The sequence below is a fragment of the Pseudomonas sp. MPB26 genome (assembly GCF_046605355.1).
In the GTDB taxonomy this organism is placed as follows: domain Bacteria; phylum Pseudomonadota; class Gammaproteobacteria; order Pseudomonadales; family Pseudomonadaceae; genus Aquipseudomonas; species Aquipseudomonas cedrina.
This window is the reverse complement of sequence record NZ_CP176793.1, coordinates 3,393,037-3,407,679: the sequence shown is the minus strand read 5'-3', so window position 1 is coordinate 3,407,679 and position 14,643 is coordinate 3,393,037. Positions and strand designations below refer to the sequence as shown.

General features: G+C 63.0%; 9 protein-coding genes. 2 read left to right on the top strand and 7 right to left on the bottom strand.

What is annotated here, in order from left to right; translation table 11 throughout:
* The first annotated feature begins 14 nt into the window (after positions 1 to 14).
* On the top strand, positions 15 to 524 hold the full coding sequence (locus tag ACLH0H_RS15750) for a 6,7-dimethyl-8-ribityllumazine synthase (protein WP_065874001.1): 510 nt from the start codon (positions 15 to 17) through the stop codon (positions 522 to 524).
* A gap of 145 nt (positions 525 to 669) precedes the next feature.
* On the opposite strand, the gene astE is transcribed toward ACLH0H_RS15750, so the two are convergent.
* From astE to ACLH0H_RS15715, 7 genes are all read right to left on the bottom strand, one after another.
* Positions 670 to 1,674, bottom strand: a complete 1,005-nt coding sequence (astE, locus tag ACLH0H_RS15745; protein WP_411378710.1) for a succinylglutamate desuccinylase — start codon at positions 1,672 to 1,674, stop codon at positions 670 to 672.
* 11 nt (positions 1,675 to 1,685) lie between these two features.
* Positions 1,686 to 1,973 carry a topoisomerase II gene (locus ACLH0H_RS15740; RefSeq protein ID WP_076949617.1) on the bottom strand — a complete coding sequence of 96 codons (288 nt, stop codon included), beginning with the start codon at positions 1,971 to 1,973 and terminating at the stop codon, positions 1,686 to 1,688.
* Between the two features lie 26 nt (positions 1,974 to 1,999).
* Positions 2,000 to 3,346, bottom strand: coding sequence for an N-succinylarginine dihydrolase (gene astB, locus ACLH0H_RS15735; RefSeq protein ID WP_411378709.1), 1,347 nt, complete (start codon positions 3,344 to 3,346; stop codon positions 2,000 to 2,002).
* Positions 3,347 to 3,514: 168 nt separating this feature from the next.
* A complete protein-coding gene (astD, locus tag ACLH0H_RS15730) occupies positions 3,515 to 4,984 on the bottom strand; it encodes a succinylglutamate-semialdehyde dehydrogenase (RefSeq protein ID WP_411382420.1) in 1,470 nt (489 codons plus the stop codon).
* Positions 4,981 to 6,006: an arginine N-succinyltransferase gene (gene astA / locus ACLH0H_RS15725; RefSeq protein ID WP_411378708.1), complete on the bottom strand. Its 1,026-nt coding sequence runs from the start codon at positions 6,004 to 6,006 to the stop codon at positions 4,981 to 4,983. The genes astD and astA overlap by 4 nt, the downstream gene beginning before the upstream one ends.
* Positions 6,007 to 6,056: 50 nt before the next feature.
* On the bottom strand, positions 6,057 to 7,076 hold the full coding sequence (aruF, locus tag ACLH0H_RS15720) for an arginine/ornithine succinyltransferase subunit alpha (RefSeq protein WP_186694291.1): 1,020 nt from the start codon (positions 7,074 to 7,076) through the stop codon (positions 6,057 to 6,059).
* Between the two features lie 198 nt (positions 7,077 to 7,274).
* Complete coding sequence (locus ACLH0H_RS15715) at positions 7,275 to 8,495, bottom strand: aspartate aminotransferase family protein (RefSeq protein WP_411378707.1); 1,221 nt, start codon at positions 8,493 to 8,495, stop codon at positions 7,275 to 7,277.
* A 290-nt stretch (positions 8,496 to 8,785) separates the two neighbouring features.
* On the opposite strand from ACLH0H_RS15715, the gene ACLH0H_RS15710 reads away from it, so the two are divergent.
* Positions 8,786 to 14,641, top strand: coding sequence for a dermonecrotic toxin domain-containing protein (locus ACLH0H_RS15710; RefSeq protein ID WP_411378706.1), 5,856 nt, complete (start codon positions 8,786 to 8,788; stop codon positions 14,639 to 14,641).
* Positions 14,642 to 14,643 lie beyond the last annotated feature (2 nt).

Below are 14,643 nucleotides of genomic sequence, written 5' to 3'. Positions count from 1 at the left end.
ACAGGAGTCAGAACATGCAACCCACCGCAATCGACAGCAAAAGCAAAAACCACCACGGCGAGCGCGTCGCGTTTATCCAGGCCTGCTGGCACAAGGATATTGTCGATCAATCCCGCAAAGGCTTCCTCGCCGAAATGATCGCCCAGGGCTACCAGGAATCGGACATCGATTTCTTCGAAGTCGGCGGTGCCTTTGAAATGCCCCTGCACGCCAAACTGCTGGCAAAGACCGGCCGTTACGCCGGTATCGTCGCTGCCGCCCTGGTGGTGGATGGCGGGATCTACCGTCACGAGTTTGTCGCCCAGTCGGTGGTCAGCGGCCTGATGCAGGTGCAGCTGGAGACTGAAGTGCCGGTGTTCTCGGTATCGCTGACGCCGCATCACTTCCATGCCGGCACCGAGCATCACACCTTTTTCTACGAGCACTTCGTGCACAAGGGCCAGGAAGCCGCGCGCACCTGCGCCGATACGCTGCACAAGGTCCGTGCGATCCGTCGCAGCGAGCCGCGTGCTGTAGCGGTCTAAGCAACACCGCACCCCCAAATGTGGGAACAGGCTTGTGTGGGAGCTGGCTTGCCTGCGATGCGGGCACCTCGGTCTATCAGTCACACCGAGGTGATGCTATCGCAGGCAAGCCAGCTCCCACATTGTTTCCGGTAAGCCTCAAGATCTAAGCCAAGCCCGCATCCGTGGTCGGCACGATCAATATGCCCGCGCGCAAACCGTTCTTCACCTTCGGGTTGGGGAAGATGATACGGGCACCCTCTTCTTCGATGACCCAGCGGGTCTTGGCCACGTCTTCGGCCAACAGATAACCCTTTTCCAATTCCGAAAAGTTCTCGACGTCCGCCGGCAGGTGCAGCAGGAAGGCGTCACTGTGCTTGATCACTTCGCGCGCCACGGCGAACAGCTGCATACCGTCAAGGCTGTCGGTCTCGGGCTCGGTGCCTTCGATGATCTGCTTGAGGCGCAGCTCCAGGCGTGAAACATCCACCCCCTCGTTGTGCCCGAACGGCCGCGCCTTGCCCAGTTCCAAGGTGAAGGCCTCAGCCTCCAGCTGTTCGTAGGTAAACGCGGTGAAGGTGATCGACGCCTTGTTCTGCAACAGCACCGCTTGCATGCCGGCGGCGTGCAGGCGCGCCAGTTCACGACGTGAGTGCTGGCGGCCTTCCTTCCACGGGTACAGCGCAAACTGCTCGATCTTCGAGCCGCGAATGGCCGTGTGCAGGTCGTAATGCAGGCGCGAACGGCCCGGCAGGCTGAAGAAACTGCGGGCCAATTGCTCAAGCTCGGCGGCACGCATGGCTTCGGGGCCGATGTTTTTTTCGTGACGGCCGTTGAACAGCCGGTTGATGTCCAGCTCGAGGTAGCGCTCGCCGCGGCGCATGGCCTCGGGGTTGCCGAACAGGAACAGAATACGGGCGCGCGGCTTGATCTCCCCACGGGCGATGCCATGCAACAACCGGTCGAGCAGTTCGATCGGCGCCGTTTCGTTGCCATGGATGCCGGACGACAGCAGCAAGTCGCTGCCATTGTCCCGGGCCTGCGGCGGACGCACTTCAAGCGCGCCCTCGCTGAGCCAGCGCATCTGCACGCCGTCGACAGTCAGTTGAATTTTTTGCGCCGGTTCGCGACCGGCGAGGGTCAGTTCAAGCAATTTGCCGAGGGCGAGCATACGCAGCTTCCTTAGTGGTTGCAGCCTGGGCCGTGGACGTGATCGTCGTCATCACCTTCAACCTCGGCCGGTTCCATTTCCAGTTGCAGGCTCATCAGGTTGGTGGCCAGTGGGCGCATCAGCAGGTTGGCGTACTCGGCGTCGCCTTCTTCCACGTCCACACCGATCAGCAGTTGGCCACGGCCGTCGTGCTGGATCCAGATCTCCTTGCCCTGCCAGACCACGGCGACGCGGGTGCAGGAGGTTTCCAGCTGGGTGCCGTCGGTGTCTTCAAGGATCAGTTTCAGGGTGTCGGTCATAAATAAAATATCTCAGCCACGTGGCGTTAATTGATCTGGAAAGGATAAACCGAGCCCAGTTTAAGGATTTGCGTCAGTTCATCCAATGCCGTGCGGCACTCAAGCAACAATTGCGGATCAGCCAGGTCGGTTTCGCGCAGGCTGTCGCGGTAGTGCCTGTCGACCCATTGGGTCAGGGTGTCGTACAGCGGCGCGGTCATGATAACGCCTGAGTTCACCGCCGCCAGCTCCGTTTCGTTCAGGGCTACGCGCAAGCGCAGGCACGCCGGGCCACCGCCGTTCTGCATGCTTTGCTTGAGGTCGAACACCTTTACTTCGCGGATCAGCCCACCGGCAGCGGTCAAGCCTTGCAGGTAATCCCACACGCGCTGGTTGGCACGGCACTCTTCGGGCACGATCAGCAGCATCGAGCCATCGGGGCGCGTCAGCAACTGGCTGTTGAACAGGTAGGAACGCACCGCGTCCTCGACGCTGACCTGGGCACGGGGCACGCAGACGGCCTGGAAGTTGCCGCCAAGCGTGCCCAGTTTGCCCTGCAACTCGGCGAGCATCTGTTCGGTATGGAGGAACGCGTCCTCGTGATAGAACAGCACTTCGCCGTTGCCCACCGCGATCACATCGTTGTGGAACACACCGGCATCGATCACCGCCGGGTTTTGCTGGGCGTAGACCACGCCGTCGGCCTTCAAGCCGTGCAGGCGCGCAACGGCCTGGGACGCCTCGAGGGTCTGGCGCGCCGGGTACTTCTGCGGGGCGGGATAACGGGGGTCGAATGCGCTGCGGCCGAACACGAAAAACTCAACGCCCGCCTCGCCGTATTCACGGCAAAAACGCGTGTGGTTGGCCGCGCCTTCGTCGCCGAACTGCGCCACCGCCGGCAAGGCGGCGTGGTGGGCAAAGTGTTTGGCGTCGGCAAACATCGCTCCCAGCACGCGGCTGGTGGTCGGGTGTTCGATGCTGCGGTGGTATTTGCAGTTGAGGTTGGCGGCGGTGAAATGCACGCGGCCGTCTGCCGTGTCGGCGCTGGGGCTGACGGTGGCGGCATTGGCGACCCACATGCTCGAGGCGGAGCAGCTGGCCACCAGCAAGGGCATGGCCTGCCTGGCCGCTTGCTCGATCACCTGGGCGTCGGTGCCACTGAAACCAAGGGTGCGCAAGGCAGCCACATCAGGACGTTCCTGGGGCGCCAGAATCCCTTGCACAAAGCCCATGTCCATCAGGGCCTTCATTTTCTGCAGGCCCTGCAACGCCGCTTCCCTGGGGTTGGAATGCTGCTGGCTGTTGCTCTGGGAGGCGACGTTGCCAAAGGACAACCCGCCGTAGTTATGGGTCGGCCCCACTAGACCGTCAAAATTGACTTCATAGGATTTCATCGGCGAGGCTCCACGAACATCTGTTTTTATAGGCTTCAAATTACTTGACTGCACCACTGGTCAATGTGGGAGCTGGCTTGCCTGCGATGCAGGCGACTCGGTTTGTCAGTCAGACCGAGGTGATGCCATCGCAGGCAAGCCAGCTCCCACATTAGATCGGTGTCACTCTCACTTGAGCGTAATGCCAGGGGTCAGCGTGGCCGGCACCACCAAACTCGGGGTCTCCAGCGAAGCCACCGGATACGCGCAATAATCCGCCGCGTAATAAGCGCTGGCGCGGTGGTTGCCCGAGGCCCCTACCCCGCCAAACGGCGCGGTGCTGGCGGCGCCGGTCAGTTGTTTGTTCCAGTTGACGATACCGGCGCGGCTTTCCAGCCAGAACTGTTGATAACGCGCTTCGGAATCCGACAGCAACCCCGCCGCCAAGCCGTATTGAGTGTTGTTGGCCTCGGCAATCGCCGCTGCAAAATCCGCGTAGCGGATCACCTGCAACAGCGGGCCGAACAACTCTTCGTCCTCGCGCTCGGTCACGGCGGTGACGTCGATGATGCCTGGGGTCAGCAACGCGGCCTGGTGCCGGGGTTGAGTCATTTCCAGCAGCGCGACGGCGCCATTGGCCAACATCAGTTCCTGGGCGTCCATCAAGGCTTTGGCGGCACCGAGGGAGATCACCGAGCCCATGAACGGTGGCGGTTGCTGGTCGAACGCGCCCACCTCAATCGTCGCGCTCACCGCCACCAGGCGTGCCAGCAAGGCATCGCCCCAGGCGCCTTCCGGTACCAGCAGACGGCGTGCGCAGGTGCAGCGCTGGCCAGCGGAGATAAACGCCGACTGAATGATGGTGTACACGGCCGCATCCACGTCGGCGACTTCGTCGACCACCAGCGGGTTGTTGCCGCCCATTTCCAGGGCCAGGATCTTGTCCGGACGCCCGGAAAATTGCTGGTGCAGATGGTTGCCGGTGCGGCTGGAACCGGTGAAGAACAAGCCGTCGATACCAGGGTTGGCCGCCAGGGCGATGCCGGTTTCCCGCGCGCCTTGCAGCAGGTTCAACACACCTGCCGGCAAACCGGCTTCGATCCAGCACTGCACGGTCAGCTCGGCGACTTTCGGCGTGAGCTCGCTCGGCTTGAACAGCACGGTATTACCCGCGAGCAGCGCCGGGACAATATGCCCGTTCGGCAAATGGCCAGGAAAGTTGTAAGGCCCGAACACCGCCACCACGCCGTGGGGCTTGTGGCGCAATACCGCGGTGGCATCGCCCAGGGGGCCGCTCTTCTCGCCGGTACGCTCACGGTAGCTTTGCACCGAGATGGCGATCTTGTTGGCCATGCTGGTGACTTCGGTGGCCGATTCCCACAGCGGCTTGCCGGTTTCCTCACCGATGCAACGGGCGATTTCATCGGCGCGTTTTTTCAGGACAGCGGCGAAGGTTTCCAGCACGCCGATGCGATCTTCCAACGAACGTCGTGCCCAAGCGGGGAACGCCTGGCGCGCGGCCTGCACGGCGGACTCTACCTGCTCGGCCGTGGCGCCGTTGCCGGCCCACAGCACCTGCTGGGTCACCGGGTTACGCGATTCAAACAGTTCACCCTGGCCGGCCAGCCAGCTACCTGCGATATACAACGCATTCATTATTTCGACTCCCGGGCTGCGGACAACGGTACGGCGCGCACTTGATCGCCGACGACCAACTGGAGGCGCCTGGCCGTCTGAGGATCGACCACCAAGGTACCTGCGGCCAGGCGGGCCGGTGCGGCCGTGATGCGGCAGTCTTCGCGCTTGCGGTTATGGATCAGGAACGGCGTGGCGTCGTCCCCCGGCGTGCCGATGGCGAGCACCAGCGACTGGCTGTCGCGCACCGCACGGATCTTGCTGGTTTCGCATTCCACCGCAGGGCCCGCATCGAAAATATCGACATAGCCCTGGTAGCTGAAGCCTTCGCTCTTGAGCATGCTCAGCGCCGGTTCGGTGTCCGGATGCACCTTGCCGATCACGTTGCGCGCGTCCTCGGAGAGGAAGCAGCTGTACAACGGAAACTTCGGCATCAGCTCAGCGATAAACGCTTTGTTGCCAACGCCGGTGAGGTAGTCGGCCTGGCTGAACTCCATCTTGAAGAAGTGCCGGCCCAGGCTTTCCCAGAACGGCGAACGCCCGGCGTCGTTGGACACACCGCGCATCTCGGCGATGATCTTGTTGCCGAACAGTTGCGGGAACTCGGCGATGAACAACATCCGCGCCTTGGCCAGCATGCGGCCATTGAGGCCGGTGCGGTAATCGGCGTGCAGGAACAGCGAGCACAGTTCGGAGTTGCCGGTGAGGTCGTTGGCCAGGAACAGCGTCGGGATTTCGCGGTAGATGTTCAGCTCCTGGGAGGCGCTGACGGTCAGGCCGACCCGGAAGTTGTACCAGGGCTCACGCAGGCCGACCGCGCCGGCAATCGCGGAAATGCCTACCACCCGGCCTTCGTCGTTTTCCAGCACGAACAGGTAGTCGGCGTCGCCCCGCCCGGCGTCGCCGCGAAAGGTTTTTTCGGCCCAGCCCACGCGATGGGTCAGGCGTTCCTCGTTGGCCGGCAAGGTGGTAAGGCCGGTGCCGGTGCTGCGCGCCAAATCGATCAGGGCCGGTAAATCGCTGCTGCGTACGGGACGAACAATCATGCTATCTCCTCAAACGGGCCGCCTGCTCCAGGCCACCCGCAAAACTCTGCTTAAACCGCAACCAGGCGCACGCTGGCACCTTCACCGACGCCCAGCGCTTCGGCCGCGTCCAGGTCCAGGGTCACCGGTTTGCCGGGCGCATAATCCAACTCCAGCATCACCGCACGGTAATCCTGCAACTGGCCGTTGCTCACCAGGTATTGGCGGCCGACACCCTTGACCATCTCGCCGATCTTCACCGGCACCACGCGGCTCTGGGCAATCGAGCGAATGCCCGAGACCCGCGCGTGCAGCGTCGGGCCGCCGTCGAAGATATCGATGTAATGGTCGGTCTCGAAGCCCTCGCGCATCAGGATGTCGAAGGTGATCTGCGCACGCGGGTGCACCTGGCCCATCGCCTCTTGGGCGGCGTCCGGCAGCAGCGGCACGTAGATCGGATAATGAGGCATCAGCTCGGCGAGGAAGGTACGGCTTTTCAGGCCGCACAGGCGCTCGGCGGCGGCGTAATTGAGGTCGAAGAAGTTGCGGCCGATGGCGTCCCAGAACGGCGAATCACCGTTCTCGTCGCTGTAGCCGACGATCTCGGTCACCACCGAATCGGCAAAGCGCTCGGGGTGGCTGGCGACGAACAGCAGGCGGCCACGGGAATTGAGTTCCGACCACGGCGAACCGACCAGCGCAGGCTTCACGTAGAAACTGGTGAGCAGGCTGTTGCCGGTGAGGTCGTGGCACTGGGAAAGCACGTGGATCTTGTTGTGGATCTTCAGCTCGCGGGAGGCGTGCACGAAAGTTTCGTTGCGGAAACTGTAGAACGGCTCCGAGTAACCGGCCGACGCGACGATGGCCGAGCAACCGGCAAGCTTGCCGGTGTCAGTGTCTTCGAGCACGAAGAAATAACTTTCTTCGCCGTTGAAACTGACCTCGGCCGCGAACGACGCTTCGCTGGCGGCGATCTTGTCGCTCAGGCGTTCCACGTCGTCCGGCAAGGAGGTGACACCAATCGGGCTGTCCGCAGCCAGACGCTGTACCTCGCCCAGATCAGCCATTTGCGCGGGGCGCATCACCAGCATGGTGTCACTCCTTAACTCGAAAACTTCATAGAGAAAATGTCCTGCACCACATCGGGATTCACCCGAAGACCAGTGTGGGAGCGGGCTTGCCCGCGATAGCGGTCGGTCAGTCGATGTTGGGGTGACTGAACCACTGCAATCGCAGGCAAGCCAGCTCCCACATTTTGATCTGCGGTGCGGCAGATAAATGTGTTGCTATCAGGCTTGCGTCAACGTCTTCACAGCCCGCTCAAAACGATCCAGACCTTCGTTGATGTCCGCCTCTTCCACCACCAGGCTCGGGGCGAAACGCACCACGTCCGGGCCGGCTTGCAGGATCATCAGGTTTTCTTTTTCGGCCGCGTTGAACACATCCTTGGCCTTGCCTTTGAATGCATCGCTCAGCACGCAGCCGATCAACAGGCCCAGGCCACGCACTTCGGTGAAAATGCCGTATTGCTTGCCGATCTGTTCCAGGCGCGCCTTGAACAGGTCGTGCTTGGCGTTCACGCCGGCCAGGACCTCAGGGGTGTTGATCACGTCGATGACCGCCTCGGCCACCGCGCACGCCAGCGGGTTGCCGCCGTAAGTGGTGCCGTGGGTGCCGACCACCAGGTGCTTGGCCAGGTCTTCACGCGTCAGCATCGCCGCGATCGGGAAACCGCCGCCCAGGCTCTTGGCGCTGGTGAGGATGTCCGGTGTCACGCCGTAATGCTGATAGGCAAACAGATGGCCGCTGCGGCCCATGCCGGTCTGCACTTCGTCGAACACCAGCAGCGCGTCGTTCGCGTCGCACAGTTCGCGGGCACCTTGCAGGTAGGCCAGTTCGGCCGGCAGTACACCGCCTTCGCCCTGGATCGGTTCGAGCACCACGGCGCAGGTCTTCTCCGACACGGCGGCTTTCAGCGCCGCCAGGTCGTTATAAGGAACGTGGGTGATGCCGGTAATTTTAGGGCCGAAGCCATCGGAGTACTTGGACTGGCCACCGACGTTGACGGTGAACAGGGTGCGGCCGTGGAAGCTGTTCAGCGCGGCGATGATCTCGTACTTCTCCGTGCCGAAACGGTCGAACGCCACACGACGGGCCAGCTTGAAGGCGGCCTCGTTGGCCTCGGCGCCGGAGTTGCAGAAGAACACGCGCTCGGCAAAGGTGGCGTCGATCAGCTTATGGGCCAGGCGCAGGGCCGGTTCATTGGTGAAGACGTTGGAGACGTGCCACAGCTTGTTGGCCTGCTCGGTCAATGCACCGACCAGCGCCGGGTGAGCGTGGCCCAATACGTTGACCGCGATGCCGCCGGCAAAGTCGATCAGCTCGCGACCGGTCTGGTCCCATACGCGGGAACCTGCGCCACGCACAGGGATGAACGCGGCAGGGGCGTAGTTAGGCACCATGACCTGGTCGAAATCGGCACGTTGCACCGGGGCTTGCTCAACGGACATCGGAGTCTCCTGAAGAGGAACGCCCGCCTGGAACTGGCGGACGATGCAGGGATTGTAAGGACAGTTTTCAGCGCGGCCTTGCCGCCAAGCGACAACTTCTTATAGCGCCAACCCCCGTTTTACGCGGGTTTACGCCAATGCGACAAATAGCGTCGCAATGGCGCAGTTTAAACTGCCCGAGGTTTTTACGGCAGGGCCAATACACCCGGCATACGCCCTAACTATCTAGAGCCGCACAAGTGAAACGCGCTGATCTACTCCTGTGCTTTATGCCACTGACGAGTTTCAGCATGACTACCCACCAACCCGACAGCCATTACCTGCCCCTCAAAAACGCCATTCCGGCCTGGTTGGGCAAGGCCACCGCCGCCAAACGCCAGGCCTTTGCCGTTGCCACGCCTACGCCACTGCCCACCGCGTCCGCCGCCCAACGCGCCGAATTCAAGCGCTTGAGCGGCGCGCACTGGACCGCGCAGAACGCCGTGGACAACGCGCTCAAGCAGGTGCAGGACGCCAGGACCTTCGCCCGGCCGATTCTGGAAGACGCGTTAATTAATCAGTTTGGCGTGGACCTCGACGCCCAGCGCACTTGCCTGCGCCTGTACAGCCCGAAAAACATCCCCTGGCTGCCGATTGCTTCCGGCGCGGCGCGCCCCTGGACCATTTCGCTGCTGGACGCGGCGCTGGTCAACTTCGACCATGGGCAGGCCCAGGAAAACGGCTTCGAGCCCGCCTCCACGTTTATCACCGAGCCGGACGCCAACGGCCAGTTCGTCACCCTGCCGGCGATCCGCGAAAAAATCAGTGTCGCGCGCTTCGCCCGGCTATGCCGCGAATTGGATATCGGCGCGCGCTACCAGCGCTACCTGAAGGACGCGCTGGGCTTGAACGAGCCGGTGGCCGGCGCGGCCTTGCAATTGAAAGTCGAGGCCAGCCAAAAGGCCGCCTTGCGCAGCGCCTTGCACCTGGCCCAGTTGCGTGGCGACATCCAGCCCGACTTCGCCCAAGTCGTCACCGCGCTGATGGACGGCCGCTCGGAGCCGCGGCTGGACGACCAAACAATACGCCTGCAGACGCTGAGCGTGATGCAAGCCCCACTGACCGGCATCCTGTTATTCGCCGCCGACCTGGAACAGGCACGCGCCGTCCCGCGCCTGGTCGCTTATATCCCCAACGACCCGCACGCACCGCTCAAGGAATATCCTTCGCCACTGGCCTTCAAGCAGGCCCTGACGCAACGGTTGCGAGGCGCTGACTATCAGGCGTTCTTCAGCCGTTTTGTCGCCCATGAACACCGTGGTTTATTTTTTTCCGGCCTGAGCCAGCGCCTGGCGCGCATCAAATGGCACCCGCCGCAAGCCGGCAGCGGCCTGGCGCCTTGGCGCAAGACGCCGACCGATGATCCCAAGCTGCAATTTTCGTCCACGTCACTGTCAGGTGACGTATGGCAGACGATTTACCAACAGCAGATCAACAAGATCCTCAACGACGCCCGCACAACCGCCGTGCCCACCGCCGCCGTGGATCTGAAAGCCCGCTGGGCGCTGTGGGATTCCTTCGTCAATGTGGCGTCATCCATTCTCAATGCGGCATTGTTCGTGGTCGCGCCGTTCATCCCCGGCCTGGGCGAGCTGATGCTCGGCTACATGGCCTATCAATTGCTCGACGACGTGTTCGAAGGCATTGTCGACTGGGCTGAAGGCTTGCCCCAGGAAGCGTTCGGCCACTTGATGAGCGTGCTGCAGGCGCTGGTGCAGGTGGGCGCATTCGCGGCGGGCGGCACGATTGGTGCGGCCGAACTGCGCAAGGTATTGCCACAGTCAGTGCTGGATTTCGTCGACCGCCATACACCGGTGACACTTGCCAACGGTGCCCGCCGCTACTGGAAACCGGACCTCGCCCCCTACCGGCAAAACATCGACTTGCCGGCAAACCTGGGCATCGACCACCTGGGCCTGCACCAGGTTCGCGGCGAATCGATCCTGCCACTGGACGGGCATTTTTACGCGGTGCAACGCCTGGCCAACGACGCGGGTTACGCGATCAAGCACCCCACCCGTAGCGACGCCTACATGCCCAGGTTGCGGCATAACGGCGCGGGCAGTTGGCACACTGAACTGGAGCATCCGTTGCAGTGGGATTGCCGCACGCTGTTGCAGCGCATCGGCCATCGTGCCGAGGGCCTCGGCGCGGCCGACCGCGAACTGGCCCTGAGCCTCAGCGATGTGCCCGAAGGCGCGCTGCGCAAGATGCACCTCAACAGCGAACCGGTGCCGCCGCTGCTGGATGACAGCCTGGCGCGCCTGCGCATTGACCGCTCGATCCAGACCCTGATCGAGCGTCTCAACAGCGACGACCCAGCGCAATACGGCCAGGTCGACCCCCAGGACCAACTGCAATTGCTCACCGCCTTTGGTGACTGGCCCCACGCCCGTGGCTTGCGTTTCCTGAATGCCGCCGGTGAAACCACCTGGGCCTTTGGCGACCAGGACGCCCCGGTCGTGCAGATCCATGAAGCCCAATTGACTAACGGCGAGCTGCTCAAGACTGTGCTTGAAAGCCTCAGTGAAGAGGAAATTCGCAGCCACTTCGGCGAACGCGCCAGCGACCCGCGGTTAAGCCTCGAAACCCGCGTCAAACACCTGCGCAAGCGCCTGGCGCGGATCGCCGAACGCAATCGCGCCCCGTTGTTCGATTCCCGCTACGGCCTGCTGCAACAGACCCAGGCACCTGCCGTGCGCCAACTGCTGGACACCGTCCCCACATTGCCGGCGCGCTGCGCCGAGCGCCTGATCGATCACGCCAGCGGTGAAGAACTGCAAGCCTTGGAAGAGCGCCGCACCCCCGAGCGCCTGGCCGATCAAGCCGCGCAAGCGCTGGATGCGCTGCGCCTCAATCGCGCTTACGAAGGCCTGCACATGGACGCGGTACAGAGCCTGGACAGCGACCGCCTGGCGCTCAACAGCCTGAGAATCCAGCCAGGCTGGTCAGGCCGGATTCGGCTGGAGCTCAAACACCGCTCGCCCCACAGCCCCAGCTGGCACCGTATCGGCCCCGATGACGCACCCCTGCTGCGCAGCCTGGTGCGTACCGAAGCGGGCCGTTATGTGCCCCATGACGAGAAAGGCCCGCTGTCCGGCGAAACCGACCTGTACAGCGCCATTCTCGGCGCCCTGCCCGACGCCCACCGCGACGCGCTGGGCATTCAGATTCACCAGGCTGCCGAACTGCGCGAGCGCTTGCGCCAGCATCCGCTGCCGCGTGCCGAACTGCGCAAAGTGCTCGAAAATGGTACGCCGCGTCCACCCCGGCGGGTAACCATGCGCCTGCTGGGCCAGGATGCGGGCTTTTCCCGACAGGTGACGGCCCACGTGCTAATGGAGCGCGCGCAGCGGTTGTTTCCCGGGCTCGGCGAACCGCAACTCAACGACCTGCTGGCACACCTGAACACCCAGCCTGGCGGTGCGGCGAACCAACTGGCTGCGCTGGCGGCGGAATATCAGCAACTGGAGCACCAGCTCGGCACCTGGCAAAACGAAGTCCAGACCCACCACCCACGCTCCGGCGCGCTACTGACCACTCGCCAGCGCCGTTACGAGCAACAGAACCGTCGACTGATCAGCGACCAGTTCAAGCGCTGCTGGCGTCGCGAAACTGACATCGACGATTATTACGAGGACCCCAATCGCGACGGCCACAGGCTGCGACTGGATTATCCGATCACCGGAGCGTTGCCCCGCCTGGGGGCGAATTTCGACCATGTGACCTTCCTGTCCCTTACCGGCAGCGTCGATACCCATGGCGCACAGGGGTTCCTCGGGCATTTCACGCGGTTGCGCCATCTGGAAGTCAAAGGCATTCCCTTGGGCGACATCCCCCCGTCTATCAATAGCCAGAGCGCCTTGAACAACCTGATCTTGAGCAACTGCCAGATCCGCCTCACCGAGGCGAGCCACACCCGGCTGGCTGCCATGAGCCAACTGCAGACACTGGTGCTGCATAGCAACCCGTTGGGCCGTGCGCCCAGTGTGCAAGGCATGCCGCGCTTGAACGCCCTGGACCTGTCGGAAACCGGCATCGGCCAATTGCCCGCAGGGATCCTCGACCGGCCGCAATTGCTGGCCGCATTGCTGGGGGACAACCAGATTACCGAGCTGCCCGACGCACTGTTCGAACTGCCCGCCGAGACCAGTAAAAAGTTCGACCTCAGTGGCAACCCGCTGTCGTCGGCCACCCTGGAAAGGGTCAAGGCCTATTTCCAGCGTCACGACACGTACTGGGAAATCGACGCACCGGCCGTCGATACGCGCGATGCCAACCTGCTGTTCCCGGCCATGGACCACGACGAGCTCAATCGCCTGGTGTACGCGCTGCCTGGCGACATTGAAGCGGGCCGGCGCGAGCTGGCGCGGCTGGCGCAGGAACTGGACACCTTGCAACAACAACTGGACGAATGGGCGCGTGGGGATTCGCTGGCGGCCGCAGAGCACGGTCGCAGGCAGGCGCTGCGCCGGGTGCTGGAGGCCAGTTGGCGGCGCTACCCGCAGCCAAACACGCATCATGTTCACGTCCTGCGCATTCCTCGCTCGGTGGCCGGTGACCTGCCGAGCCTGAACGCACGGTTCAATCACATAACGACGTTGTTCGTGGAAGGTGACGGTACCGCCGCGCAGGTGGACAGGTTCCTGCACAGTTTTCCGGCGCTGGAGATCCTGGAGATGAGCCACACCCCGCTCGGCGACATCCCGCCGACCGCGCTTGCCATGCCGCAATTGACCTTCCTGGTCCTGCCGCGCTGCTCGATCACCCTGACCGCCGCCAGCCGCAGTGGCCTGGAGCGCATGGCTCAACTGCAGTATCTGGACCTCAAACACAACCCGCTCGGCGAGTTGCCGGACTTCAGCCAACTGCCCGGCGTCGCCACCGTGCTGCTCAAAGACACCGGCCTGAGCGAATTGCCCGACAGCCTGTTCGGCGACTTCGCACGGCGCGAAGTCGACCTCAGCGACAACGCACTGCACACCCTGCCCCAGGCATTGTTCAACCTGCCATCAACCAGCGCCCATGCGTTCAATCTCGCCGGCAACCCGTTGTCGCGGGCCAGCCTGGAACAGATCAAGAGCCATTATCGCCGGACATTCCAGCACTTCAACGTCGCCGCCCCACTGGCCGACCGCACCCGGGCGCAAGCGCTGTATCCCAGGCTATTGGAGCAAGAAGCCGACCGTTTCATCTTCAGCCTGCCGGGTGACCTGGATGCCGTTGCGCCGACGCTGACACGCCTGGAGGCTGAATATCAGCAACTGACCATCGACCTGCAGCGGTGGGCAAACGTTCCCGAGCGCCATCCGATAACCGACGAGCCCCTGGATGAAGCCACGCGAGCCCGCGAGCAATTGGCGCGGGATGAGTTCAAAAGCCTGATGGAGCAAGCCTGGCGCCGTGAAAGCCCGGAGGACGAAGAAAGCATGGACGACGCGGTTACCCATGCGCTGACCTTTGACGTGCCGATCATGGGCGCACTGCCTGAACTGAGCGCGCGGCTGGACCACGTCAGCTCGTTCGAATTGCGCGGCGGTGGCACCGTGACAGCGGTCGATGGCACCTTGCAGTGCTTCACCCAGTTACAAAGCCTGTTTATCAACCAATGTGCGGTGCACGAAGTGCCCCAGTCGATCTTCAGCATGCCGCGGTTGAGCAACCTGGATTTGTCGCAATGCGATATCCGCCTCACTGTCGCCAGCGCGAGCAGTTTTCGCGACCTGCACGCGCTGGAGTTCCTGGAGTTGAGCCATAACCCGCTGGGCAACGCGCCTGATGTCAGCGGCTTGAACCAGCTGGTGTCGCTGCACCTGCACGACTGCGAACTGCGCGAACTGCCGCATGCGGTATTCCAATTACCGCAGCTGTATACGCTGGACCTGAGCAACAACCTGATCAGCGAGCTGCCCGCCGACCCGTTCGAAAGGGCAGAGGCCTACCAGGAGGATTCAGACCTGAGCGGCAACCCGTGGTCCTCGAACAGCCTGGATTACCTGCGCCAGTACTTCCAGCGCACCGGGGTAGACTTCCAAGTGCCGGAGGCGACGGTGGATGCCGAGGGCCAAGTTCTGCAACCGCCGTTCCCGGACCCGATGGAGGAATAAAC